This window comes from Pseudomonas sp. Root329 (genome assembly GCF_001424925.1).
In the GTDB taxonomy this organism is placed as follows: domain Bacteria; phylum Pseudomonadota; class Gammaproteobacteria; order Pseudomonadales; family Pseudomonadaceae; genus Aquipseudomonas; species Aquipseudomonas arabinosi.
In genome coordinates this window covers 1-22,694 of record NZ_LMCV01000041.1, presented here as the reverse complement: position 1 = coordinate 22,694, position 22,694 = coordinate 1, and the positions used below count along the sequence as shown (strand labels likewise).

The window sequence follows — 22,694 nt, the reverse complement described above, 5'->3', positions numbered from 1 at the left end:
GGATTGATCAATCGAAGTATGCTTTTTCATGGACTCGCCCTCGCTGTCGTTGGCTGTTTAGACTGCCACCGTGGCGCATTGACGCCTCGGCGTGGGCGAGTCCATTCAATTACATGGCGTGTGTACGGGCTTCTAAGCAATATCGCTGTGGCTGAATTCCTCGCCCAGAAAGTCGATCAATGCGCGCACCGACGGCAGCAGCCCACGGCGTGACGGGAAGATGGCGTGGACGATGCCGCATTTGGGTGCCCAGCCCGGCACCAGTTCCACCAGTCGGCCCGCGGCAATGTCATCGCGCACCACTACGCTGGGCAGGTGAGCGATGCCGATCCCGGCCACCACGGCGTGACGCAACGCCAACAGGTCATCGGTGACCATTCGTGGCGCATGCCGGATCATCGCGCTGGCGCCATCGGCCCCAAACAATTCCCACTGATATTCACGCTGCGCCGCGCCCCAGTGCAGGCTCGGCAACCCGCTGAGGTCGGCCGGGGAGGCCGGTGAAGACAGGCGCGACACAAAGGCCGGACTGCCCACCAGGCATTGGGTGCTGTTGCCCAGCACCTTCATCACCATGTCGGTGTTTTCCAGCGGCGGAAAGCGCACGCGCAGGGCGATGTCGAACCCCTCGTGGATCAGGTCGACCCGGCGGTTGGTGCTCTCGATGAACAACTCCACCAGCGGGTATTTGAGCATGTAGCGGGTCAGCATCGGCCCGACCCAGGCGTTGAGCAGCGCGGTCGGGCAACTGATGCGCACCAGGCCTTGGGGTTCGGAGCGGTTGCGTTCGATCAGTTCGGCAGCGCTTTCGGCTTCCACGCGCATCGCCAGACAACGCTGGTAATAGGCCTGGCCGATTTCCGTCAGTGAACAATGCCGGCTGGTGCGGTGAAGCAGGCGTACGCCGAGGCGTTCTTCGAGCTCGGCAATCCGCCGGCTCAGCTTCGATTTGGGCATGTCCAGCGCTCGACCGGCCGGGGCGAAACCGTGATGTTCCACCACTTGGGTGAAGTAGTAGAGGGTGTTGAGGTCTTCCACTATCGTTCTCCAGATAGAACGCTAAGGCTGATTTTTGCAGTCTAGTGCATCAAAGGGTTCAGTTTTAAGCTTTGTCCATCGCGTCACTCACCAGATTCGGAGGCAGAATGAAAAACATCATCGGTATTTACACCAGCCCACGGACCCATTGGGTCGGCGACGGTTTTCCGGTTCGCACGCTGTTCTCCTACGACAACCTGGGCAAGCACATCAGCCCGTTTTTGCTGCTCGATCACGCCGGTCCCGCTGAATTCACCCCGACCACCGAGCGTCGTGGCGTTGGTCAGCATCCACACCGCGGTTTCGAAACCGTGACTATCGTTTATAAGGGCGAACTGGAACACCGCGACTCCACCGGCAGCGGCGGCAAGATCGGCCCAGGCGACGTGCAATGGATGACCGCAGCCTCCGGGATTCTCCACGAAGAGTTCCACTCAGAAGGTTTCGCCAAAACCGGCGGCACCCTGGAAATGGTTCAGCTGTGGGTCAACCTGCCGGCTAAGGACAAAATGGCCGACGCCGGTTACCAGACGATTCTCGATGGCGACATCCCGAGCATCCCGCTCAAGGACCAGGCCGGCAGCCTGCGCTTGATCGCCGGTGAGTTCGACGGCCACACCGGCCCGGCGCGCACGTTTACCCCGATTGACGTCTGGGACCTGCGCCTCAATGGCGGCAAGTTGCTGACCCTGGACCTGCACGAAGGTCGTAACACCGCACTTGTAGTGCTGCGTGGCACGGTTCAGGTCAACGGTGTGGAACTGGTGCGCGAAGGGCAGTTGGCGTTGTTCGAACGCAATGGCCAGCAGCTCAGCCTGGAAGCCAATAACGATGCCGTCGTGTTGCTGCTCAGTGGCGAGCCGATCGACGAGCCGATCGTCGGTCACGGTCCGTTCGTGATGAACACCGAGCAAGAGATTCACCAGGCCTTTGCCGACTTCCAGTCCGGTCGGTTCGGCCAGATGCACGGTTAACCCGCACAGGTTCAACAACCCGCTCTACACAGGATGCGTAGGCCGGTTCCCGGGCCAGGGATGGCTGTTGCCTGAAAGAAAGAGGAGACGCACATGAATACCGTCAACGCGGCCAACTTCAATGGCCAGAAACCGACCATCGATCCCAACGACAGCGCGATGCTGTTGATCGACCACCAGAGCGGATTGTTCCAGATCGTCAAGGACATGGATGTGCCGCAACTGCGGGCCAATGCCATTGCCCTGGCCAAAGCTGCGACCCTGCTGAAGATGCCGGTGATCACCACTGCCTCCGTACCGCAAGGGCCGAACGGGCCGTTGATTCCGGAGATTCACGAGGCAGCACCGCACGCTCAATACGTGGCACGCAAAGGTGAAATCAACGCCTGGGACAATGCTGAGTTTCACGCGGCAGTAAAAGCGACCGGCAAGAAAACCCTGGTGATCGCCGGCACCCTGACCAGCGTTTGCCTGGCGTTCCCGTCCATCGCGGCGGTGCATGAAGGCTACAAAGTGTTTGCGGTGGTCGACGCTTCCGGCAACCACTCGAAACTGGCCACTGATCTGACAATTGCCCGATTGACACAAGCCGGGGTGGTGCCTATCGACATCATGGCTACGCTCTCTGAGCTGCAAGGCTCGTGGAACCGTCCGGATGCCGAGCAGTGGGCGGCCGTCTACGCCCAGGCCATGCCGCATTATCAATTGCTGATCGAGAGCTATCTCAAGGCTCAGCAAGTGGCGAACGAACACGAAGTGCTGGACTCCCAGCGCTAACCGGGTACCCCACGCCGACTTCCACTCGGCATCGATAAAAAGCGAGGATTACTCCCATGACTACCTCTTACAAACGTCTCGACAAGGATAACGCCGCCGTTCTGTTGGTCGATCACCAGGCGGGTCTGCTTTCTCTGGTGCGCGACATCGAGCCGGACCGTTTCAAGAACAACGTGTTGGCCCTGGCTGACCTGGCCAAGTACTTCAAGTTGCCGACCATTCTCACCACCAGTTTCGAAACCGGCCCCAATGGCCCGCTGGTGCCCGAGCTCAAGGCGCTGTTCCCGGACGCGCCGTACATCGCCCGTCCCGGCCAGATCAATGCCTGGGACAACGAAGACTTCGTCAAGGCGATCAAGGCCACCGGCAAGAAACAACTGATCATCGCCGGCGTGGTGACCGAAGTATGCGTGGCGTTCCCGGCGCTGTCGGCACTGGCTGAAGGCTTCGAGGTGTTCGTGGTGACAGACGCTTCCGGCACCTTCAACGAACTGACCCGTCAATCGGCCTGGGACCGCATGTCGGCCTCCGGCGCACAGTTGATGACCTGGTTCGGCCTGGCCTGTGAGCTGCATCGCGACTGGCGCAACGACGTGGAAGGCTTGGGCACCTTGTTCTCCAACCACATCCCGGACTACCGCAACCTGTTTACCAGCTACAACGCGCTGACTAACAGCAAGTAACCCGATTGGGTGCCATACACCAATCAAATGTGGGAGCGGGCTTGCTCGCGAAGGCTGACTAACATCCAACAACTATGTTGACTGTTACACCGCTTTCGCGAGCAAGCCCGCTCCCACATTGGTTTTGCATCAAACACTCCTACAATGTGGCCAATGTGTGCGATCTTCCGTCCATTGGCCTTCTCTGGAGTTGCTTGATGCTGTCACTGCTTACCGATCACCCATTGATCTGCGCGATGATTTTGATCCTTATCGATCTGGGGCTGTGGCGCCTGCTCAGTGCCAATGGCAGCCACTGGAAACTGGTGGTGCGGCTGGTGATTTTTTCGTTGTTCAGCGTCCTGCTGTTCAACGAAGGTCTGAACCCCATGGAGACGGCGCCCTGGGCCGACAACGTCCCGCTGCACCTGGCGGCCACCGGTTTGCAGATCGGCTGGTGGCTGTTCGGCGCGCGTACCCTGACGGTGCTGATCGGCGCGGTGATGATGCAACGCGTCGGGCACACCGGGCGCTTGCTGCAGGATTTACTCGGCGCGGTGATTTTCCTGATCGCGATCATCGCGGCGTTGGCTTATGTACTCGATCTGCCGGTCAAAGGCGTGCTGGCGACCTCCGGGGCGTTAGCGATCATCGTCGGCCTGGCCTTGCAAAGTACCCTCAGCGACGTGTTCTCCGGGATCGTCTTGAACACCACCAAACCCTATCAACTGGATGACTGGATCTCCATCGACGGCACCGAAGGCCGGGTCATCGACATCGACTGGCGCGCGACGCGCCTGCAAACGGCCCAGGGCAGCATGGCGGTGATCCCCAACTCCCTGGCGGCCAAGGCCAAGATCATCAACTTCAGCCGGCCCAGTGACATTTTTGGCGTGTCCATCAGCTTGCAACTGAGCCCGCACGCGCGTCCGCAAACGGTGATCGACGCTCTGGAACGGGCGATGCAAGGATGCCGCTATCTGTTGAACAAACCGGCGCCGTGCGTCGCGTTGAAAGGCTCCAGCGCCACAGGCGTGGAATACGAAATCAGCGGTTTCGTGGTCTCAATGGACCAGAAGCGCATGGTCCGCAATCTGCTGTTCGACCTGGCGTTCCGGCACTTGCAGGCCAGCGGTGTCAGCCTGTTGTCGAACGTCGAACCGAATGCAACTGCCAACCTGTCGCGGCCACGGGCATTGTTGGACGCCTCGAACATTTTCTCGACCCTGCGCCAGGAAGAGAAAGAAACCTTCAGTCAGAACATGACACTGCAAACCTTCCGCGCCGGTGAAATGATTCTGCCGGCGGGGGAGGTCAGCGATCATTTGTTCATCATCGAATCCGGCGTCGTGTCGGTGGAGCTGAGCCGCGACGGGGTCAAGTTCGAAACCGGGCGCATGGGCCCGGGAGAGGTGATCGGCGAGGGCGGGATTTTGTCGGAGACGGCGATGCCGGCGGACTTCAGCGCCAAGACGGTCTGCAGCTTGTACCGGATCGAGAGGGAATATCTCCAGCCGTGTCTGGCTGCGCGGCATGACATCAGCGAAGCGATGAAGACCTTGCTGGATTTTCGCTTGAACAAGGCCCAGAGGTTGACTCAAGAAGCGCCTAAGGTTGTGCAGAAGAAGGGGTTTTTGCAGTGGCTGCGCAATCGAGCGTAGGGGCTTGAAGGTCGTTGGAGCGGGTGTGGCAAAGGCATTTCGGATGAGGACGACATGGGCAGGAGGCACCCCATTGGCATCCTCATCTTCCCAATAATTGGCTATTTGCTGCAGATCAGTGCGGGATTAACGTAGCTCCACACCCTTTTGACTGGAGCCCACCATGCAACCGCGTATTGATTTCTACACTGCTTCCCCAGATGCACTCAAAGCCATGATCGCGCTGGAAACCGCTGTGTCGAAGCTGCCTCTGGAAAAAACGCTGATCGAACTGGTCAAGCTGCGCGCTTCCCAGATCAATGGCTGCGCCTTCTGCGTCGACATGCACACCGCCGATGCCCGCAAGGGCGGCGAAACCGAACGTCGGCTGTACGCGGTGTCGGTCTGGCGTGAAACGCCGTTCTTCACTCCGCGTGAACGTGCTGCGCTGGCCTGGACCGAATCCCTGACACTGCTGAGCCAGACCCACGCCCCGGACGAAGACTACGAACTGGCCACCGCGCAGTTCACGCCCAAGGAAATGGTCGACCTGACCGTGGCGATTTCCACCATCAACAGCTGGAACCGCCTGGCGGTAGGCTTCCGCAAAATGCCTCAGGAGTAAAAACACCCAAGGCTCAATGAGCATCCGCACTCGGCGCGGCCGGTGGTTGCACCTTGCGCATCAAGGGCACCATCGCCGTGGCAAGGATGAAGCAGACCATGATCATCAGGAACGCGTCGCCGTAGGTTTGTGTCTGCGCTTCGCGGTAGGTCAGCAGCCAGAGCTGATGCAGGCTGGCGGTGACGCCCGCGTCACCGCTTTGACCGAGGGCGGCGAAGTTGTTGCCGACCTGGGACAGCCATTGGTTGAGTGCTTCATTGGTGCTGTTGAGGTTTTCCGCCAACCGGGTGAAGTGCAGGTTGGTGCGGTCATTCAGAATGGTCGCGCACGCGGCGATGCCGATGGCGCCACCCAGGTTTCGCATCAGGTTGAATAACCCCGAAGCATGTTTGAGCCGCGCCGGTGCCAGACCACCCAAGGTCAACGTCACCGCCGGCGGCACCGCCAGTTGCTGGGCAATCCCGCGCAGTGCTTGCGGCAACATCAATTCCTTAGCCCCCCAGTCATGGGTGATCGGGCTGAAATCCCACATCGACAACGCGAACAACCCAAGTCCGGTCATCATGATCCAGCGCAGATCAATGCGGTTGGCCAGAAAGGCGTACAGCGGAATCGCCATGATCTGGAACACCCCGGTGGAGAAAACCGCCAGACCAATGTCCAGCGCACCGTAGCCACGCACCCGGCCGAGAAACAGCGGCGTCAGGTAAATGGTGGCGAACAGGCCGATCCCGGTGACGAACGAAAAGAAACAGCCAAGGGCGAAGTTGCGGTCTTTCAAGGCGCGCAAATCGACGACCGGGTTGGCGACATGCAGGGTTCGACCGATGAACGCCAGGCCAGCCAGTCCGCTGATCCATGCCGTGGTCAGAATCGTGCTGTCGCTGAACCAGTTCCAGCGCGGGCCTTCTTCGAGGGTGTATTCCAGGCAACCGAGAAACAGCGCCATGAACACCATGCTCAAGTAGTCGGCGCCCTTGAGCAGCGACAATTCCGGCTGGTCGATTTTCACCAGCATCGGCACCGCCACCGCGACGAAAATCCCCGGCACCAGGTTGATGTAGAACAGCCAGTGCCAGGATGAAATGTCGGTAATCCAGCCACCGATCACCGGCCCCAGGGTCGGTGCCAATGAGGCCACCGCGCCGATGGTTGCGGCGGCGATTACCCGTTGCTTGCCGGTGAAGAAAAAGAACGCGGTGGTGAACACCAGCGGGATCATCGAACCGCCGAGAAACCCTTGCAGGGCGCGGAACGCGATCATGCTCTGAATGTTCCAGGCCGCGCCGCAGAGCAGGCTGGCCAGGGTGAAACCCACCGCTGAAGCGCAGAACAGCCAACGCGTCGAGAACACTCGGGACAGCCAGCCAGACAGAGGAATCACGATGATTTCGGCGATCAGATAGCTGGTTTGCACCCACGCGGTTTCGTCGGTGCCGGCCGAGAGCCCGCCGCCAATATCACGCAACGATGCCGAGACGATCTGAATGTCCAGCAGCGCAATGAACATGCCGATGCACATGCTGGCGAAGGCGAACACCTTGGTCGCCGTCGCCATGTCGGCGGCATTGAACGGTTGCGCGGGGACGGCGAGGGCGCGGCTCATGGCGCGCTGGCCACGGCCGGGGTTGCAGGTTCCTTGCGAGTGTCCACTTCAGCGGTGACCGACAGGCCCGGACGCAGATGGCCAAGCACGCCATCGGCCGGATCAAGCACGATGCGCACCGGCACCCGCTGAACGATTTTGGTGAAGTTGCCCGTAGCGTTTTCCGGCGGCAGCACGCTGAACTGCGAACCACTGGCCGGCGCGAGGCTGTCCAGATGACCGTGGAATTCCTGCCCCGAGAGCACGTCGGCATGAATGATCACCCGTTGCCCTGAGGTCATCCGCGCCAGTTGATCTTCCTTGAAATTGGCATCGACCCACAGCCCGCTGGCCGGTACCACCGACAGCAGTTGCGAACCGGCCTGAGCATAAGCGCCGACCCGCGCCCGGCGATTGCCGATCACACCGTCTACCGGGGCCTTCAGTTCGGTGTAACCCACGTTCAACTGCGCCAGATCACGTTCGGCGCGTGCCTGCATCAGTGCGGCGCGGGCTTGTTGTTTCTGGGTTGCGATCACGTTCAGCTGACGTTGGGATGCCAGCAGTTCAGCCTGAGCCCGGGCGCTGAGGGCTTGGGCGGTCTTGAAGGTGGCGTTGGCGCGTTGGGCGCTTTCTACCGAGACGGCATTGCTGTCGACCAGTTTTTTGTAGCGAGCATCGTCATCCCGTGAACGGGCGGTTTCGGCACCGGCGGCATCGATCCCGGCGCGGGCCTGGCCGATCACCGCGTGTTGCAATTCTTCGGTGGCATCGAGATTGGCGAGCAGCGCTTCTTCGGCGGCCACCGCACCTTCGGCCTTGGCGAGATTGGCGCGGTAATCGCGGGAGTCGAGGCGAATCAGCACGTCACCGGCCTTGACCTTCTGGTTGTCGGTGACCAGCACTTCTTCGATGTAACCGGCCACCTTCGGCCCGATCACCGTCACATCGCCGCCGATGTAGGCGTCGTCGGTCTCTTCGATGAAACGGCCGGCGGTCCACCAGTGAGTCGCGTACAGCCCGGCGAACACCAGGCCAGCGATGACCGCAGCGAGCAAGATCAACCGTTTGAGCAGGGGAGGCTTGGGTGTGCTCACCGGGACAGCAAGGTCGGTTTCAAGGCTGGGCATGCTGGTCATGGAGATTACCTGTGGGAAACGGGTGTTTATTACGCGTGTAATATGACGTAGGTAATATTTAGTGGCAAATGATTTCTGTTGCCGGTCGTCAGGTGCTTACATGAGCCAGGCGTCAGGGGTGATGTCGGTCATGTCCTTGAAGAAGGCGATGAATGCACTGTCACTGGCAAACCCCAGGTCGAAGGCGCTGTAGCCAATGTTCCGCGCGGTCGCATCAAATGGATATCTGGGTGCAGGGTGATCCGGAACTGTCGACGCATGACCACTTGTTGCGTCTGGTCAGCGATATCCTCAAAACAGCCGTTCCTGACAAGCGTTGGGTCTACAGCGATAGTCCGCATCACTACACGGAGGGCGGAATAGAAGTGAATGTGATGAATGACGGCGCTCCGGTCGAGGTGCTGGAGTGTGGTCGTATTGCTACGTCTTTGTTAGAGCGCTTGAAGATTGATCCGCAGCGTCATGGAGGGCTGGCGCTCGGGATGGGGTTGGATCGACTGACCATGCTGCGCAAGGGAATTCCGGATATTCGCTTGCTACATGATCAGAACGTACGAGTACAGGCGCAGATGCATGATTTGAATCCCTGGAGCGCTGTATCACGTTTGCCTTCGATTGCTCGTGATATTTCGTTGGCGGTAACGCCCGGGTTAAGTGAGGAAGTGTTGACCGAGAGAATGTTACTAGCTGCTGGCGACAACTCTGACTGGATCGAGGAGATGCAGGTCAAGGGACGTTGGGGGGGTTCGGATTTACCTGTGCAGGCAATTGAACGCCTCGGACTGCTGCCGGGCCAGGAAAATGTGCTTCTGCGCGTTGTACTGCGTGATTGTTCGCGATCAATCACNCCGCGCGGTGTTCCTTGCCCGGCTTGCCGGCAATCGGCACGGCTGCGTGCCGTTGCAGCTGGGGATTCTCGGATTTACCTGTGCAGGCAATTGAACGCCTCGGACTGCTGCCGGGCCAGGAAAATGTGCTTCTGCGCGTTGTACTGCGTGATTGTTCGCGATCAATCACCACCCACGAGGCGAACGCCTTGTATGCGAACATCCAGTCAGCGATGCATGAAGGTGCGCCGGGGGCGGGTTACAGAATGGATCTTCCAAAGGATTGAAACCGCATTGTCGAACGGACCAAGTAACCACTGAGGCACCGTGTAATCGTTCATCGCGAGCAAGCTCTCTTCCACGCTAGATCTCCAGGGAACACAAATTCTGTGTGCGACGCTAATCAAATGTGTGAGCGAGCTTGCTTGCGAATTCGGAGTGTCAGTCGACATTTGTGTTGTCTGATACACCGCTATCGCGAGCAGGCTCGCTCACACAGGTACTGTGTTGGCTCAGGTAGCGGTCGGCCCGTGAATACCGTTGAACACCAGGCGATGAAAGTGATGCACCAGGTGCTCGCTTTCATTGCTGCGTTGGGCGTCGATCATGTAGTGACCCTGGTCGTACTCCAGAGAGTGCAGGCCTTTCTGCACCGAGATGTTCAACGCAATGTCTTCCGGTCCCAAATCCTCATTCATCCACTTCATGCAGGATTCGGTGACCGCAGCGGACTCGGTATTGGTGGAGTAGTAACCAAAGCGCAGCAGCGAGCGCTCGGCGTCCAGCGGAATCATGATGAACGAGCCATGAAACTCCGAGAACGGGAAGGTATAGAAGGTGTTGTTCCGAGCAAACGCCCATGGCGCCGGGTGTGCTGGCCGATGGTCGATGCGCAGAGGATGCCGACGATGGCCGACAGGCCCAGCAAGCCTGCCTGGGCACTCGAGAATCCATACGGAGGTAAGGCCAGCAAGACGGCCATCAAGCCAGCGTAAAATCTCCACCACACGTTAGGATGCTCGTGGTGATGAATTCGATGACATTGAGATGTTTTACAACAAAAAACGACGCTAGGGTTACCAATATCCAGCTGCCACCGGTAGCGTTAAACGCGTTACACAGTGAGTCTGGAAAGTGTCTAGAAAATTCGAAACGATTTAAGCTTCTTGTTTTTTCAAATGGACTTTTTGCCCGCCTAACAGCAATGTTGTACCTACGCCAAATAAGCCAACAAAACACGTGGCTGCAACTATAATCAAAGTCAACGAGAAACCATATAGATCTAATAGTCCACCGAAAACAGTATAGGAGATGCCGATAATAACTGAGTTAACTAGGTTTGCAACAGAGAGGCAAGATGCTCGGATACGTGACTCAACATTCTCATGAATATAGGTTTCATATGAGGTTTCATAGATGGCGGGGAGTGACATAATTAGTAGAAAAGTTACAACTGAAGTGATTGTTCCGATATTCAATGATAAAATGAAAAGAAGAAAAGTAACAATAATAGTAGTAGTAAAAGCAATGATGCCGAGAGAGAATCTAGAACAAATAAAGCCGGCAGCCACGAACATACCTGCTGATATAGCTTCAACGGCAGCATAAATACCAGCAATAATAGGAATTTCTAAGCCTTGCATGGAAAAAAACGGCTGGCCATAGATAAACAAAGGGATCGTTGAAAGTTCGAATAAAGCATATCCAATAAATAAAGGCATAAGAAAGGCACCTTTTTTAGAGCGGAAAAAATTAATTAATAAAGTAAAAATCCCCTCTGTTTTTTTGTCGCTCATGACGCTTATTTTATTGGCGTTCAGTGAAATAGATGGGAGCTTGATTTCGGGAGTGAGTGTTACAACAAAAGCGCCAACAAGCTTTGATATCGCAAAGAAAATATATACACTGTTCCAAGACCAAGTGTCTTGTAATACGCCACCCAGTAGCATCGACAAACCTAATGATACCGCACCAATGGCACGGGCACGCGATAATATTTTAGGATACTCTTCAGCTCGATTTTCAGCTAGTAAGTTATCATACAATAACGCCCTGTCTGAACCGGAGCCCATAGCAATACTAGCGCCGAATAGGCAAAATATAATTGCGAAAGGAATAAAAGATGAAAACAGCAAAAAACCAATACCACTTATAAACAACCCTAAAAAACCGATTATAAGAGAGACTTTACGACCATATCGATCTGCGAGTAAACCAGATGGAATTTCTAACGCTACGGAAGAAAAGAATAAAAAAGATTGAAGAATACCTATCTCCCCTTGTGTGATGCCAAGTTGCAGCAAGTAAAGCACAAATAAACTTCTCTGAACATCAAAATTCATAAAGATCGACAAGGAATAATATAAGTTATCGTTCTTATTTTTGAAATAATTTAATGCGCCCATTTTTATTTAAATACCTGTTTTTTTGTAAATTCAAAAGAATTGAAATTTAAGTTTAAGGTGCATGCATCTGTTTTTGAAGGCCCCATTTTTGCCAAATACTGAAAAGCTTCCCACGCGATAAGGTTAGCAACAATCGAATTTGTTATTCCATTGGACGGAAAACGTGCAGGAACAATTGTTTTTTTACAAACGCTGCGTACCTCTCTAATCCAGCGTAGATAGGCCTGAAATGAAGAGCTCTCTTTGAGAAGCGGCCCAAGTATACCGTTGTTAATACCAACCGCACCGAACAGCGCCGATGTGCCTGCTTTTACTGCTGCGTTAGCGACGTAACTCTGAATAGCTCCTTTAGGTTCATCAGCGCAACAGATTATTAAATCCGCGCCCTTCGCTAACTTCGCTAACTGTCTACTGGACGTTATCTCAGCTATAATGGATGTAGCGTCGACTACTTTTTGATTTTCCATTAATCGTTGAGCAAGTATATCTGCTTTATATTGACCAATATCGTGTGCACCAAAAACAAATTGACGATTAAGATTGTTCATGCTCACTTTGTCGAAATCAATCAAAACAAAAGACCCCACACCTGAACCGGCAAGGCTTTGTGCAACTAAAGCTCCTGTACCACCGCATCCAACAACTACTATTGATGAGTTTTTTAGCTGCTGGCTCATTTCTTGATTTGGTGCAACAGCTTCATTCCACGACCATTGCATAGTCTGTAACGGCGTCATCCCATAAGGCGGGGCAGTATGAATGAGATTAGCATCTTTTAGTTTTCGAAGAAGGCTTCCTTCTGGCTCATTATCGAATTCTATTGCTACGCCGACTGTACTCAGTAGATGAAGTATTTTAGCAGTATCTGAATTAGGGGGCTTGATGCTTGTTATGCCATTCTCTGTGATCAATTTAAGTTGATTGTCATCACTAAGAATAACAACATCACCACGTAATACCCATTGGCTTTCTTTTTTAAGCAAGGCGGGAATCCTCTTTTATATTCGTATCACTTATATTTTTAACAAACATAGCCATAGGTCTATAAACCGTTTCAGCCAACATCATGGGTAAAACTTCATTGCTGGATTTGGAGTAAAGTTTTAGAAAAATATATTTAATAAAGCTTATGGACTCAGCGGAGGTATCCAAGCCAGATATTTTTCTTTGAAAGAGCGCCAGACGCAAACTTTTCTCACCGGCTGCATCTACAATTAGCGTCTTCAATATTTTCTTTTCTTCATTTGTGAGTTCTTGCCAGAGTTGACTGCACTCCATAATGAGGTGAAGTGATTTTTTTTTATTTTTTTGTCGAGGCTCAACAAATGCTTGAAGCAAGGTCTCTGCGTGGCTCATTGTTTCAAACGGGCTATTTAACCGTTGATAGCTTGCAAGAATAGGGAAAGAGTAATATGAAGAAAATGCAGACCATGATAATAATATTTTTGTATTGGCGTTAGGAATGACATCTAATGCCTTGGTTAGTCCAATGCCGCGATACTGTGGATGTACAATGACCCGGAATGATTGCAATACATATTTATTGATTTCTGAAAACTCAGGGAATATGTCAAATGCTTTTGGCCACGGGCGAATACACAAATTAACACCCACCAACTCTCCTTTAGAGTAAGCGGTGACAACATGATCAACTAGAGGTGCTAACATATCAATGTCATTCGGGTTGTCATTTTCATAATGATAGCGAGAAAGTTTTTTATAATCGTCTATAGTGCCTTTTTTAATTTTTATTTCCAGACTTTTTAATATGTTCGTGCTTTTTGGTTTTTTATTAAAAATACGGTGTTTCCCATTGGAGCAAAGTTTAATATGAATATCAGGGTTTAAGAAGTCGACAATGTCATCATGGCAACTTGCAATAAAAGCACTTTGTTTATTGGAGCGAAGAATTTTCCCTAAATTCATGGCGACAATTAGAGCTGTGCGCCTGTCCAATCGTGTAGTAAATTCGTCAAGGATAAGTGGTCCTACTCCTTGGAGTAAAGCTAATGCAATAAGGAAGCGTTCTTTTTGTCCATCAGATAGGTGAGAAAAAGGACCAATCAGGATACGTGGTTCTCCCAATCCAAATTTTGAAAGATAGCGGATTACTTCGCCTGCATCTCCATAAGATATAATTTCCGCGATAGATTTCTCTTTATCAATATCATTTGGTATTTTTCTTATGTTTGATAAATGTCGAGAAATATCTTTTAATAGTAAACTTTTACCAACACCACTTGCCCCTGTTATTAGAATAACCCCGTCTGTAGGAATGTCTAAATTTGATAGCGACTCCATCCACCCTTCTTCGGACAGACCAAAAGTTTTAATTATATCTTCGCAAATCTTGCTCGAACTATTTAGCGGGGGAATATGTAAGTCTACTTTTGTATGTATCATATTCATAGCGTGGCCCTCATTAGCTGAATAGTTGCAATGGGTATATCAATTTTTAAAATTAACATTGCTCAAACAAATGCTTGGAACAGCACCAATTATCACGATTGGACATAAATCATCTAATAAATCATCAAGCAATTGTCTATGTGCATTGCTAAATATAGATGACTTTAATGTATTAACATATGATTGTTGTGCTTGTGATTTACTTCGCCAGGCTGGGCATAATATTAATGATGCATATCTACCCCAAGCATCATCAGTTGGCCCAGAAACTATCATTAGTCGCATAGCTGCTTTAACTTTAGGCGCTGAATAGCTGTCAGAAACGGGAGTGCACGGTATGCCATTTTGATGAAGAGTCGTCGCAATAGACCAAGCTACTGTAGCATTAGGATAATAATCGGAAAAAGCTAGAGTAAGACCATTTCTCGATGCTATAGGCGACCAATCTAAAGGTATTAAATTTCTTAGCGGCACTGGATCATCAGATAGTGTAGCGGCTCTTGTCCAACCTACGTGTTCTCCGCAGTTGGTTTTTTCTATAATATTTTTAATTTCTTTGCGAAGTGATTTCTTGTCATCTCCAATAAGCTCACCTGAGAAAACAAGAATAGCTCTAAGAGATGTTGTCTTAACGATACGCTGTCCATTTGCTGATGGCATTGAGTTAAATGGAGTAGCGGTGTCTGCAGTCTGATTAATAATTCCTTTTTCGTAAAGAGTGATATTTTCTTCAGGGTTACGAACAACTTCTATAAGAATAGAAGGGATGCTGTCGTGAGGGCAAAAAGCCTCCCACCGATTAGGGGCAATTTCACAGACTTGTCGGGCCCCTGGCCATTTATCAGTACGAAACGGTATCCAAGCAGGGGAGGAGAGCAATCCTTCAAAGGCTGGAACGTTTTCCTGAAATCTGATAATAGCACTGCCATCTTGTGTTAACCCTAACGTTGCTTTACTCATGATTAGATGACGGACAATGACATCATGGCTAGCCAGATAATGAAGTCCATTTAAATAATCTTTTCCTGAAATATTACCCAGGTTACGGCAGCTATTAGCATTGGGAGAAAGAATGTAGGTATGCCCCTCATCTTTAATATTTACATCACAGCCGCCTTCTATACTCACGTTTGGGAGTGGCGTAGACAATGGCGCTCGTGGAGGAAGCGCTCCCAAACTCGCTAGTTGTAGCGCCCCATAGTTGCGAGGAGATTTTAATGATCCAGGAGGTGCATCCACAGCAATTCTAATTAATTTATCGTTCTCCGTCACACAGCCTCCTTACTTAGTGCCAGTTTGTCAGGAATATTTAATTATTACATTTTTGTGGAGCGAGTTATCTGAGGGTAGTCTAGATAACATTTGCCGCAAAATAGCGTGCAAAAGATTATTTAGTTAATGCGTTGTCAATTTAGGTCTGGTGAATCCGTTGTTCCTTAACCACTAGAATTCTACTGATGATAACCACTTAGGTAATCTTCAGATTTTTTTGCTGATTTTTTAAGAAACGTAATATAATTTTTTTCATTCTCAACAAAACCCCCGATCTTATGAGATAAGGGTGGGGATAGTGTCTTTTCTGCTTTAAATAATTCTTCCCTGGCCTCCCTTCCTAAATCTTCGATTTTACTTAATAGGGGTAGAACGAATCCACGCATTTGCTGTTCAAAAAGTGGAAATCTATAAGTGTCTATGTGTAAATTTTGAACAGCGATAGTGAACCCACAGTTGATTACGTTATGCCACCAACCAGGGGGAATATATAATGCATCACCTGCCGATATTGTACCTTCGAAAATATCGGCACCTTGCTTGAGTACTTCATTAGTAATGTCAGGATTAAATAAATCTTGTCCATTCGAAACTGCAAACGTGTGAGATGGCGATACCAAGCGTGCTTTTTTTTCACCCACAATCATTGTTAACACGGAATTAACAAAAAAAGAATCTGTATGGAGAGGGCTTGATACATGTTGATAGCCGATAAGCAAATTTGTCGGTGGTATTGAAATCGAAGATGGTAGTTTGTATAGCCAATTATCAGGAAAACAAGGTAGGGTCATGTCTATATCATCTAGAAGCTCAGGAAACTCTTTATGATAGATCCATCCACCCAAATAGGGTAACTCAGCGTTATTATCAGAAGCGTTATTTCTTTCTGCTAAGTATATGTACTCTCCTAGAGGCATTTTAGTTTGGTTTTTATAACGTTCTTGCCGTTTTGTCTTGTAGTAACAGACAGGCACTTTAACGTGCCCATAAGTATTTCTGAAAAAGTCTGCAGACCAGCGCCTAATGGCAGGCCAATCCTTACCCATTCCTTTTAGAATGACTGGCTTTTCATTCATGAGGTAATTTTTTTGAAATAACATTGCGTCACTAGCATCAATGCTCTCAAGAAGAATTATATTTTTATTTTCCAAAGGAATAATCCTTGCTCAATAGATTGCTGTTGGTCTTTAAAAAAGGTCAAACATAATGAATGACCTTTTTTATCATAGTCCTGGCGAACTATTAACAGCGGCTGAAAACGGCTTGAAGCATCAGCTCATCATCTGCTAGATCCATAAAGAAAGAGACGTCTTCATTTTCACTGGTAGCGGAAAAAGCATTCGGGTTGTCTGATTCCAATACATATTCAATCACTTCTTCATTTTTCATTTTGTATTCTCATTAGTTAAAAGATGAGGTAGTAACAATTTTAGATTAAGCAGCCACTGATTAGTTTGGCTTTTCGGTCCGGAATCAAACGGGAGGCCCTGTTTTATCAGGGAGAAGCCGCGAAATTCCTGAACTAATCAGCGCCTTTTTGAATAAAGACCATGTTCCAGTATTACGCAAATGTACACTGTGTAAGTGTATGTGTCAGTCCATCCGTGATAGAAGAAATAGCTACTGCAATACGCCCGCAGCGGTAAAAAACATGGCGGCCGCAGAGACTGAGTGCAGCACCTGACCTGCTGTTAGGCGAGCGTTAAAGCGGCGCAGCCTCCTCGGATGTATGGGGCATTACCCCTGACGATAAAGCAGATCAAGAGGGATTATCCGGGCCAGAAGTGATTCGGTTGAGTTTTTCTTTGATGATAATTTTATTTTTCATCTGATCTTCCTTTTTCATTTTGTTGGTTTGTGCTCCCTGAAATGTTTGGGAGTGGACTGATTAAGACAGAATTTTTTGATGTGTTAAATGATTTGTTAGGAGGTTTTTAGAATTAATTTGACTGTTGGAGCTATCGTAAAGCTCTATAGGTTATTTGTGTAGGGCGTATCTGTAATCCTGCTCTGAAAATTTAATATTTCCCTTTTTTGGTTGTGGCTGATGACTTGATGTAGTTAGGTTTGTTTACGGGGTTTGTTTTTTGAAAGCTAAATGTTCAACTGTTAATAGAGGGTTATATAGTGCATGCATCAAAGAAATACCTGACAGATACGTCTGTCCATCAAGCCCTGCTACTGGTTGATCTTACCGAGGCAAGCGCTCCCGATCACGCCGTCCGACTATTGCTAAATGAAGTTCTTCAGGGGCTTGCTGAAAAAGGCTGGCCCCAAGTGCAACTTCAGACCGGACCACGAATTGTGTCCGCTGAAGACAATTACGGTTTGCTGGGTTATGACCCAGCAGAAGTCACTCTTGGGAGCGAACACACCCGTTGGGTCGATGAGTGTTCCCTTTTGCGTACACAAACCACCAGTCAGATTCCGGCGGCACTTCAGCGTGCGGCTCATCTGCGGCAGCCGGGGGAGACGGTATTGCTGGCCGCGCCAGGTATCACTTTTCGTCGAGATAGTCGGGACCGTTGGCATTGCGCAGAACCACATCAAATGGATATCTGGGTGCTGGGTGATCCGGAACTGTCGACGCATGACCACTTGTTGCGTCTGGTCAGCGATATCCTCAAATCAGCCGTTCCTGACAGGCGTTGGGTCTACAGCGATAGCCCGCATCACTACACGGAGGGCGGAATCGAAGTGAATGTGTTGAACGACGGCGCTCCGGTCGAGGTGCTGGAGTGCGGTCGTATTGCTGCATCTTTGTTAGAGCGCTTGAAGATTGATCCGCTGCGTCATGGAGGGCTGGCGCTCGGGATGGGGTTGGATCGACTGACCATGCTGCGCAAGGGAATTCCGGATATTCGCTTGCTACGTGATCAGAACGTACGAGTACAGGCGCAGATGCATGATTTGAATCCCTGGAGCGCTGTATCACGTTTGCCTTCGATTGCTCGCGATATTTCGTTGGCGGTAATGCCAGGGTTAAGTGAGGAAGTGTTGACCGAGAGGATGTTACAAGCTGCTGGCGACAACTCTGACTGGATCGAGGAGATGCAGGTCAAGGGACGTTGGGGATTCTCGGATTTACCTGTGCAGGCAATTGAACGCCTCGGACTGCTGCCGGGCCAGGAAAATGTGCTTCTGCGCGTTGTACTGCGTGATTGTTCGCGATCAATCACNGGATTTACCTGTGCAGGCAATTGAACGCCTCGGACTGCTGCCGGGCCAGGAAAATGTGCTTCTGCGCGTTGTACTGCGTGATTGTTCGCGATCAATCACTACCCACGAGGCGAACGCCTTGTATGCGAACATTCAGTCGACGTTGCATGAAGGTGCGCCTGGGGCGGGTTACAGAATGGATCTTCCAAAGGCTTGAAACCGCCATTGTCGAACTGCCCAAGTAATCACTGAGGCACCGTGTAATCGTTCATCGCGAGCAAGCTCGCTCCCACAGGGACCGCGTAACTGCCGTTTGAAGCGGGTCATCAGTGATGACTGGTTGGAAAATCCCTCGGGCATCCAGCATAGAACTGACACAAACGGAAATCGGAGACGGTCATTTCGGAAACCTCCCACACCCAGAGTTTGAGCATCCCGGTAGGGTCAACGGCCCCGGCACCCTGCTGGGACACCCCAAGGAAGAACGAACCATGACCAGAAAGGCCGTTATCGTTTTCAGCGGTGGACAAGATTCAACCACCTGCTTGATCCATGCATTGCCGATGTACGATGAAATTCATTGCATCACGTTTGATTATGGCCAGCGCCATCGTGCGGAAATCAAAGTGGCGCAACAGCTTTCAAAACAGCTTGGCGTGAAGGTGCACAAAGTATTAGACACTTCATTGTTGAGCGAACTGGCCATTAGCAGCTTGACGCGCGACCACATTCCAATTGCAAGGAGTACGGGGAACGGCGTGCCTGATACGTTCGTGCCTGGCAGGAATATTCTGTTTTTAACGTTGGCTTCTATTTATGCCTATCAAGTGGGTGCTGAAGCTGTCATCACAGGTGTGTGTGAAACAGAGAGCTCTGGTTATCCTGATTGTGGTGATGAGTTTGTTAAGGTGTTGAACAGCGCCATCCACTTGGGCATGGACTATAAGATACGAATCGAGACGCCGCTTATGCGTTTGAATAAGGCGGAGACTTGGGCCTTGGCTGATTACCATAAACAGCTGGATTTAATTCGTTACCACACGTTGACTTGCTACAACGGGATAGTGGGAAGTGGGTGCTGTGACTGTGATGCTTGTATTCTTCGTGCAAAAGGATTGAGTGAGTTTTTGGAGAATAGAGCAGAGGTTGTTCACAGTCTAAAAATTAAATTAGAACTATAGGAAGTAATGCGCAAAGGGGGGCGATTAGCAGCTAATTCACACTCCCCTAGGTCTTATGCGGTTTTGGCTTCAGATATGTATCTTTTGAATAATGATCTTGCCCCATAGGCCGGTAGAATATTAAAAACAGCAAAACACATTTTTATAGTTATCTGAACATAGATTATATGTAGTATTTCGCTGTTTTGCATGGTTCCATAAAACGCAATAAAGCAGAAAATGAAACTATCTATTATTACGGCAAAAAAAGTGCTGAAAAATACTCGCAAGAATAAAAATCTTGAGTTTGTAAGTTTTTTTATTCTGCACAGAAGATAAGAGTTGACGTATTCAGAAAAAAGAAAGGAAATGCAGGATGCTACTAACACAGATGACACATGTGTAATCACCTCGCTGTAGGGGGTATCGAGCTTCCAACCAGTTAAGCCTGGAAGATAGCTGGTAGTAGTCAGCAAAATGATAATAAATGCATTACTTGCAAAAGCGAACAATATGGCTCGTCTCGCGAGTCTAAGGCCGTAATATTCATTCAGTATGTCAACTACTAAAAAGGTCAGTGGGTATAGAAAAACACCCGGGGTAACAACGATGTCAAACAGCTCTATGTACACAAGTTTCGTCGCGGCAACATTTGTGAAGATGTAAAGTGCGAAGAGAAGCAGGTTGAGGGCTACGTAAGTCATCCATGACCTTTCATTGCGATCATTCATTTCGTAAGTGGTCGACGCAGTCCCGCCAGAGTAATATTTTCGGTATATGTCCTTGATTTCCAGCTTGCTTAGGTTGTCTATTATTTCGCTTCTTAATACCTCGCCTATCTTTATTTTTATAATTTTCCCTGTGGAGATCACCATAATGACGACCAAGCTTTTATTTTTTTCAAATCCCAATAATTTGTATTTGCTGTTTTCGGCTTCGTTGTTAATTGCCATTAAATCTTTCCTCGATCACTGCTCCAATAATGTAGCTAGTGTCAGTGTCAAAACCGTCAGTGGTAATACGCAGTTTTTTTGTTGTTTTATCGTATGCCAATTTTTCTCCATCGCCACTTGAGCAACCCTTCTTAATAATCAAAATATCTCCTGGTTCATTCATTCCACTAATTTCATTCTCCAGAAGCACGCCTATTAAATTACAGGCCGTGCCGAAGTAATAGGTCAGCGGATGCGTGATGGCCAACTCGCCAATTCTTTTGTCCAGGCTCTCAATCAACAAGCTCTCTCTAATGACCGGGACTGCAGCGGGATTCATATTCCCTTGTGGTGAGACACTACTCTCTATTGTTTCTTTCTCTTCAAAATCTATTGTCTCTATCTCTTTATAAGACACACCAAAAAAATCTGATATTTTTTGAATGGTAGATTGTTGTACATGGACAACCCTTCCTTCCAAAATGTTATAGATGGTCGTTCTGGTCAGTCCGCTAGCATTACACAAGGAAAGCCGAGTCTCTCCACGGCTCTTTATCAGGTACTTGATGTTGTTTTTTAACTTTTCCGTTCTATCTTTCTTGTGCATTAAATATTTACCATTTGCGTGTCGTTGCAATAGATCGCACGTGGGGAGGTGATTCGCTTTGAGTGCAGCATCCTACACGCCTGCGCCCTAGACAAAAAAGATAATTTTTCTCACGGGGAAACAGCTGTGGAATGTTTTCTATTTCCGTGTTTGAGTTCTGACATTGCATGTAAGACGCTGCCTACTTGGGTTGTAGAAGTTTCTTACAGTAACTAGGAATAGCCAAAAGATATTAATCTGGTGAGAATCATTTAATTACACAGATGTTCATTTATTTGATTAATTAAATGGAATTTTCTGGTAATAAATCTACCGGTCCGCGCTGTATAGCCGTCACCCAATCCTGGTTGAGGGCAAGAGTCGGGCGCTTTCTTACCCTCGCAAGGAGCACCAGCATGAAAAAGATCACCTCAATCGCAATCGAACCGTCAGACCTTCCGGCCGACGACACCGTCGATTCATCCAGTCCCGCCAAAGTCGCCGAACAACTCGTCAGCGTGCCCCTGCGCACTCACACACCTCCCAAATCTGCCAACTATTTCTTCGCCGTCGTTCCGGATGTCGACACGGAATCCCTGCTCTGTCACGCCTCTGAAACCCTCGCCTCCCTCAGTGTCATGGCCACCGATCTCGCCCGTGAACTGGAAGGCCCTCGTCGCCATGTCATTGTGGGTATTCAGCAACTGTCCGCGCTGGGCGAATTGCTGGTCAATCGAGCGCTGGACAACCTGGAACCGCCCCGGGGATCGTCTGACGTGCCGTCCAACTGCCAACGTTGAATAATCGTGTGCCTTTACCCAATGGAGGTTTTTCATCATGGATCGATACATGCCTATTACGGGCATCGACTGCAACATCCCATCATTGCTGATCGACACTGAAGCACCACTGGACGTGTTGCATGAAACTGCGGCCTACCGCATTCGTACCGCAACGCAACTGCTGGAGAGCATCGCGTTTGGCGAGGGTGTCCACAGTGAGCTGGCGCGGGTGTTGGTGACTTCACTGCGCGATGGCTGTGATTTGATGGATGTGGTCGGACGACGATTGCAGGGGCAGGTTTCAGCGTAGAAAAAGGGCGCCTTTCGGCGCCCCGTTACAAACAGGTCGGCTGGTCGTTGTCCTGATTGCCACCACTCATGCACAAGGTCATCAGCGGATAGGCCGGGGTGCAAAAACCTGTGTAGCGCCGCTGGTTTCGGTGATGGGCATACGCTGAAGTAAAAAAGAGTCGCAGGTTCTGTGTAACCTGAGCCTTGCCTGGTGATTGTTCCGTACCGAAAGATACGGAACATTTTTTATTATGAAAAATGTCTTTTTTAGTGTGTGGCTCAGTTGCTGAGAGAGTGTCAGATTTTTTGTGTTCACGGGAGTGTCATAAATTTTGTGTTCGGGCATAACATGTTGCAGAGGTGCATGTATGCCGACCAAGAAAAAACCGGCCAGTGGGGCCGCTCGAGACCTTCCAGCCATTCCAAAAGAG

General features: G+C 50.3%; 20 protein-coding genes and 4 pseudogenes. 10 read left to right on the top strand and 14 right to left on the bottom strand.

The features are described from left to right. Window positions 1-132: 132 nt before the first annotated feature. Window positions 133-1,038, bottom strand: coding sequence for a LysR substrate-binding domain-containing protein (locus ASC74_RS25370; RefSeq protein ID WP_201784100.1), 906 nt, complete (start codon window positions 1,036-1,038; stop codon window positions 133-135). A 107-nt stretch (window positions 1,039-1,145) separates the two neighbouring features. Here ASC74_RS25370 and ASC74_RS25365 point away from each other — a divergent pair, with 107 nt between their 5' ends. From ASC74_RS25365 to ASC74_RS25345, 5 genes are all read left to right on the top strand, one after another. Next, complete coding sequence (locus tag ASC74_RS25365; protein ID WP_056745033.1) at window positions 1,146-2,012, top strand: pirin family protein; 867 nt, start codon at window positions 1,146-1,148, stop codon at window positions 2,010-2,012. A gap of 93 nt (window positions 2,013-2,105) precedes the next feature. Beyond that, on the top strand, window positions 2,106-2,789 hold the full coding sequence (locus ASC74_RS25360) for an isochorismatase family protein (protein ID WP_046057124.1): 684 nt from the start codon (window positions 2,106-2,108) through the stop codon (window positions 2,787-2,789). 56 nt (window positions 2,790-2,845) lie between these two features. After that, window positions 2,846-3,472, top strand: a complete 627-nt coding sequence (gene ycaC, locus ASC74_RS25355) for an isochorismate family cysteine hydrolase YcaC (protein ID WP_033061120.1) — start codon at window positions 2,846-2,848, stop codon at window positions 3,470-3,472. A gap of 197 nt (window positions 3,473-3,669) precedes the next feature. Next, the gene (locus tag ASC74_RS25350) at window positions 3,670-5,112 is read left to right on the top strand and encodes a mechanosensitive ion channel domain-containing protein (protein ID WP_056745032.1); all 1,443 of its coding nucleotides are present in this window, start codon (window positions 3,670-3,672) and stop codon (window positions 5,110-5,112) included. Window positions 5,113-5,275: 163 nt separating this feature from the next. Continuing rightward, entirely contained in the window at window positions 5,276-5,716 is a 441-nt protein-coding gene (locus ASC74_RS25345) for a carboxymuconolactone decarboxylase family protein (RefSeq protein WP_056745030.1), read from the top strand. A gap of 13 nt (window positions 5,717-5,729) precedes the next feature. Here the strand turns inward: ASC74_RS25345 and ASC74_RS25340 are convergent, their stop codons facing one another. The 3 genes and pseudogenes from ASC74_RS25340 to ASC74_RS32300 all read right to left on the bottom strand — a co-directional run. Beyond that, window positions 5,730-7,322, bottom strand: coding sequence for a DHA2 family efflux MFS transporter permease subunit (locus ASC74_RS25340; RefSeq protein WP_056745027.1), 1,593 nt, complete (start codon window positions 7,320-7,322; stop codon window positions 5,730-5,732). Beyond that, complete coding sequence (locus ASC74_RS25335; protein WP_056745025.1) at window positions 7,319-8,440, bottom strand: HlyD family secretion protein; 1,122 nt, start codon at window positions 8,438-8,440, stop codon at window positions 7,319-7,321. Before ASC74_RS25335 ends, ASC74_RS25340 begins: the two co-directional genes overlap by 4 nt. A 96-nt stretch (window positions 8,441-8,536) precedes the next feature. After that, window positions 8,537-8,653, bottom strand: a pseudogene (locus ASC74_RS32300) (AraC family transcriptional regulator); the annotation flags it as partial. Window positions 8,654-8,658: 5 nt separating this feature from the next. Between ASC74_RS32300 and ASC74_RS25330 the strand changes: the two are divergent. After that, window positions 8,659-9,287, top strand: a pseudogene (locus tag ASC74_RS25330) (tRNA ligase subunit PheS family protein); the annotation flags it as partial. Window positions 9,288-9,779: 492 nt separating this feature from the next. Here ASC74_RS25330 and ASC74_RS25325 read toward each other — a convergent pair. The 7 genes and pseudogenes from ASC74_RS25325 to ASC74_RS31695 form a co-directional block, all read right to left on the bottom strand. Then, a pseudogene (locus ASC74_RS25325) lies at window positions 9,780-10,112 on the bottom strand (SRPBCC family protein); the annotation flags it as partial. A gap of 312 nt (window positions 10,113-10,424) precedes the next feature. Further along, entirely contained in the window at window positions 10,425-11,672 is a 1,248-nt protein-coding gene (locus tag ASC74_RS25320) for an MFS transporter (protein ID WP_056745022.1), read from the bottom strand. A gap of 2 nt (window positions 11,673-11,674) precedes the next feature. After that, window positions 11,675-12,655, bottom strand: coding sequence for a HesA/MoeB/ThiF family protein (locus ASC74_RS25315; protein WP_156400851.1), 981 nt, complete (start codon window positions 12,653-12,655; stop codon window positions 11,675-11,677). Continuing rightward, on the bottom strand, window positions 12,648-14,081 hold the full coding sequence (locus ASC74_RS31705) for a hypothetical protein (protein WP_156400850.1): 1,434 nt from the start codon (window positions 14,079-14,081) through the stop codon (window positions 12,648-12,650). Before ASC74_RS31705 ends, ASC74_RS25315 begins: the two co-directional genes overlap by 8 nt. Window positions 14,082-14,120: 39 nt before the next feature. Next, window positions 14,121-15,353 carry a hypothetical protein gene (locus ASC74_RS31700; RefSeq protein WP_156400849.1) on the bottom strand — a complete coding sequence of 411 codons (1,233 nt, stop codon included), beginning with the start codon at window positions 15,351-15,353 and terminating at the stop codon, window positions 14,121-14,123. Window positions 15,354-15,532: 179 nt separating this feature from the next. Continuing rightward, window positions 15,533-16,504, bottom strand: a complete 972-nt coding sequence (locus ASC74_RS31420; protein ID WP_082555892.1) for a cupin-like domain-containing protein — start codon at window positions 16,502-16,504, stop codon at window positions 15,533-15,535. Between the two features lie 91 nt (window positions 16,505-16,595). Further along, on the bottom strand, window positions 16,596-16,742 hold the full coding sequence (locus tag ASC74_RS31695; protein WP_156400848.1) for a hypothetical protein: 147 nt from the start codon (window positions 16,740-16,742) through the stop codon (window positions 16,596-16,598). A gap of 738 nt (window positions 16,743-17,480) precedes the next feature. Here ASC74_RS31695 and srmL point away from each other — a divergent pair. Then, window positions 17,481-18,532, top strand: a pseudogene (gene srmL, locus ASC74_RS25305) (PheS-related mystery ligase SrmL); the annotation flags it as partial. 471 nt (window positions 18,533-19,003) lie between these two features. Next, entirely contained in the window at window positions 19,004-19,693 is a 690-nt protein-coding gene (queC, locus tag ASC74_RS25300) for a 7-cyano-7-deazaguanine synthase QueC (protein ID WP_056745016.1), read from the top strand. Window positions 19,694-19,746: 53 nt separating this feature from the next. On the opposite strand, the gene ASC74_RS25295 is transcribed toward queC, so the two are convergent. Both ASC74_RS25295 and ASC74_RS25290 read right to left on the bottom strand, forming a co-directional pair. After that, a complete protein-coding gene (locus ASC74_RS25295; protein WP_056745014.1) occupies window positions 19,747-20,625 on the bottom strand; it encodes a queuosine precursor transporter in 879 nt (292 codons plus the stop codon). Continuing rightward, window positions 20,615-21,211 carry a helix-turn-helix transcriptional regulator gene (locus ASC74_RS25290; protein WP_056745012.1) on the bottom strand — a complete coding sequence of 199 codons (597 nt, stop codon included), beginning with the start codon at window positions 21,209-21,211 and terminating at the stop codon, window positions 20,615-20,617. The genes ASC74_RS25295 and ASC74_RS25290 overlap by 11 nt, the downstream gene beginning before the upstream one ends. Before the next feature lie 395 nt (window positions 21,212-21,606). Here ASC74_RS25290 and ASC74_RS25285 point away from each other — a divergent pair, with 395 nt between their 5' ends. After that, window positions 21,607-21,990, top strand: a complete 384-nt coding sequence (locus tag ASC74_RS25285) for a DUF6124 family protein (protein ID WP_056745010.1) — start codon at window positions 21,607-21,609, stop codon at window positions 21,988-21,990. A gap of 37 nt (window positions 21,991-22,027) precedes the next feature. Next, window positions 22,028-22,282 (top strand): hypothetical protein, encoded by a 255-nt coding sequence (locus ASC74_RS25280; protein ID WP_033061103.1) that lies wholly within the window; start codon window positions 22,028-22,030, stop codon window positions 22,280-22,282. 81 nt (window positions 22,283-22,363) lie between these two features. Here the strand turns inward: ASC74_RS25280 and ASC74_RS32285 are convergent. Next, window positions 22,364-22,694 (bottom strand): hypothetical protein (locus tag ASC74_RS32285; protein ID WP_236713343.1); only part of this gene is annotated, 331 nt, incomplete at its 5' end.

Bases quoted from the DNA above. Each gene is read 5' to 3' on its own strand.
- ASC74_RS25365 (WP_056745033.1), top strand. From the start codon at position 1,146: ATGAAAAACATCATCGGTATTTACACCAGCCCACGGACCCATTGGGTC.
- ASC74_RS25360 (WP_046057124.1), top strand. From the start codon at position 2,106: ATGAATACCGTCAACGCGGCCAACTTCAATGGCCAGAAACCGACCATC.
- ycaC (WP_033061120.1), top strand. From the start codon at position 2,846: ATGACTACCTCTTACAAACGTCTCGACAAGGATAACGCCGCCGTTCTG.
- ASC74_RS25350 (WP_056745032.1), top strand. From the start codon at position 3,670: ATGCTGTCACTGCTTACCGATCACCCATTGATCTGCGCGATGATTTTG.
- ASC74_RS25345 (WP_056745030.1), top strand. From the start codon at position 5,276: ATGCAACCGCGTATTGATTTCTACACTGCTTCCCCAGATGCACTCAAA.
- ASC74_RS25340 (WP_056745027.1), bottom strand. From the start codon at position 7,322: ATGAGCCGCGCCCTCGCCGTCCCCGCGCAACCGTTCAATGCCGCCGAC.
- ASC74_RS25335 (WP_056745025.1), bottom strand. From the start codon at position 8,440: ATGACCAGCATGCCCAGCCTTGAAACCGACCTTGCTGTCCCGGTGAGC.
- ASC74_RS25320 (WP_056745022.1), bottom strand. From the start codon at position 11,672: ATGGGCGCATTAAATTATTTCAAAAATAAGAACGATAACTTATATTAT.
- ASC74_RS31705 (WP_156400850.1), bottom strand. From the start codon at position 14,081: ATGAATATGATACATACAAAAGTAGACTTACATATTCCCCCGCTAAAT.
- ASC74_RS31695 (WP_156400848.1), bottom strand. From the start codon at position 16,742: ATGAAAAATGAAGAAGTGATTGAATATGTATTGGAATCAGACAACCCG.
- queC (WP_056745016.1), top strand. From the start codon at position 19,004: ATGACCAGAAAGGCCGTTATCGTTTTCAGCGGTGGACAAGATTCAACC.
- ASC74_RS25295 (WP_056745014.1), bottom strand. From the start codon at position 20,625: ATGGCAATTAACAACGAAGCCGAAAACAGCAAATACAAATTATTGGGA.
- ASC74_RS25290 (WP_056745012.1), bottom strand. From the start codon at position 21,211: ATGCACAAGAAAGATAGAACGGAAAAGTTAAAAAACAACATCAAGTAC.
- ASC74_RS25285 (WP_056745010.1), top strand. From the start codon at position 21,607: ATGAAAAAGATCACCTCAATCGCAATCGAACCGTCAGACCTTCCGGCC.
- ASC74_RS25280 (WP_033061103.1), top strand. From the start codon at position 22,028: ATGGATCGATACATGCCTATTACGGGCATCGACTGCAACATCCCATCA.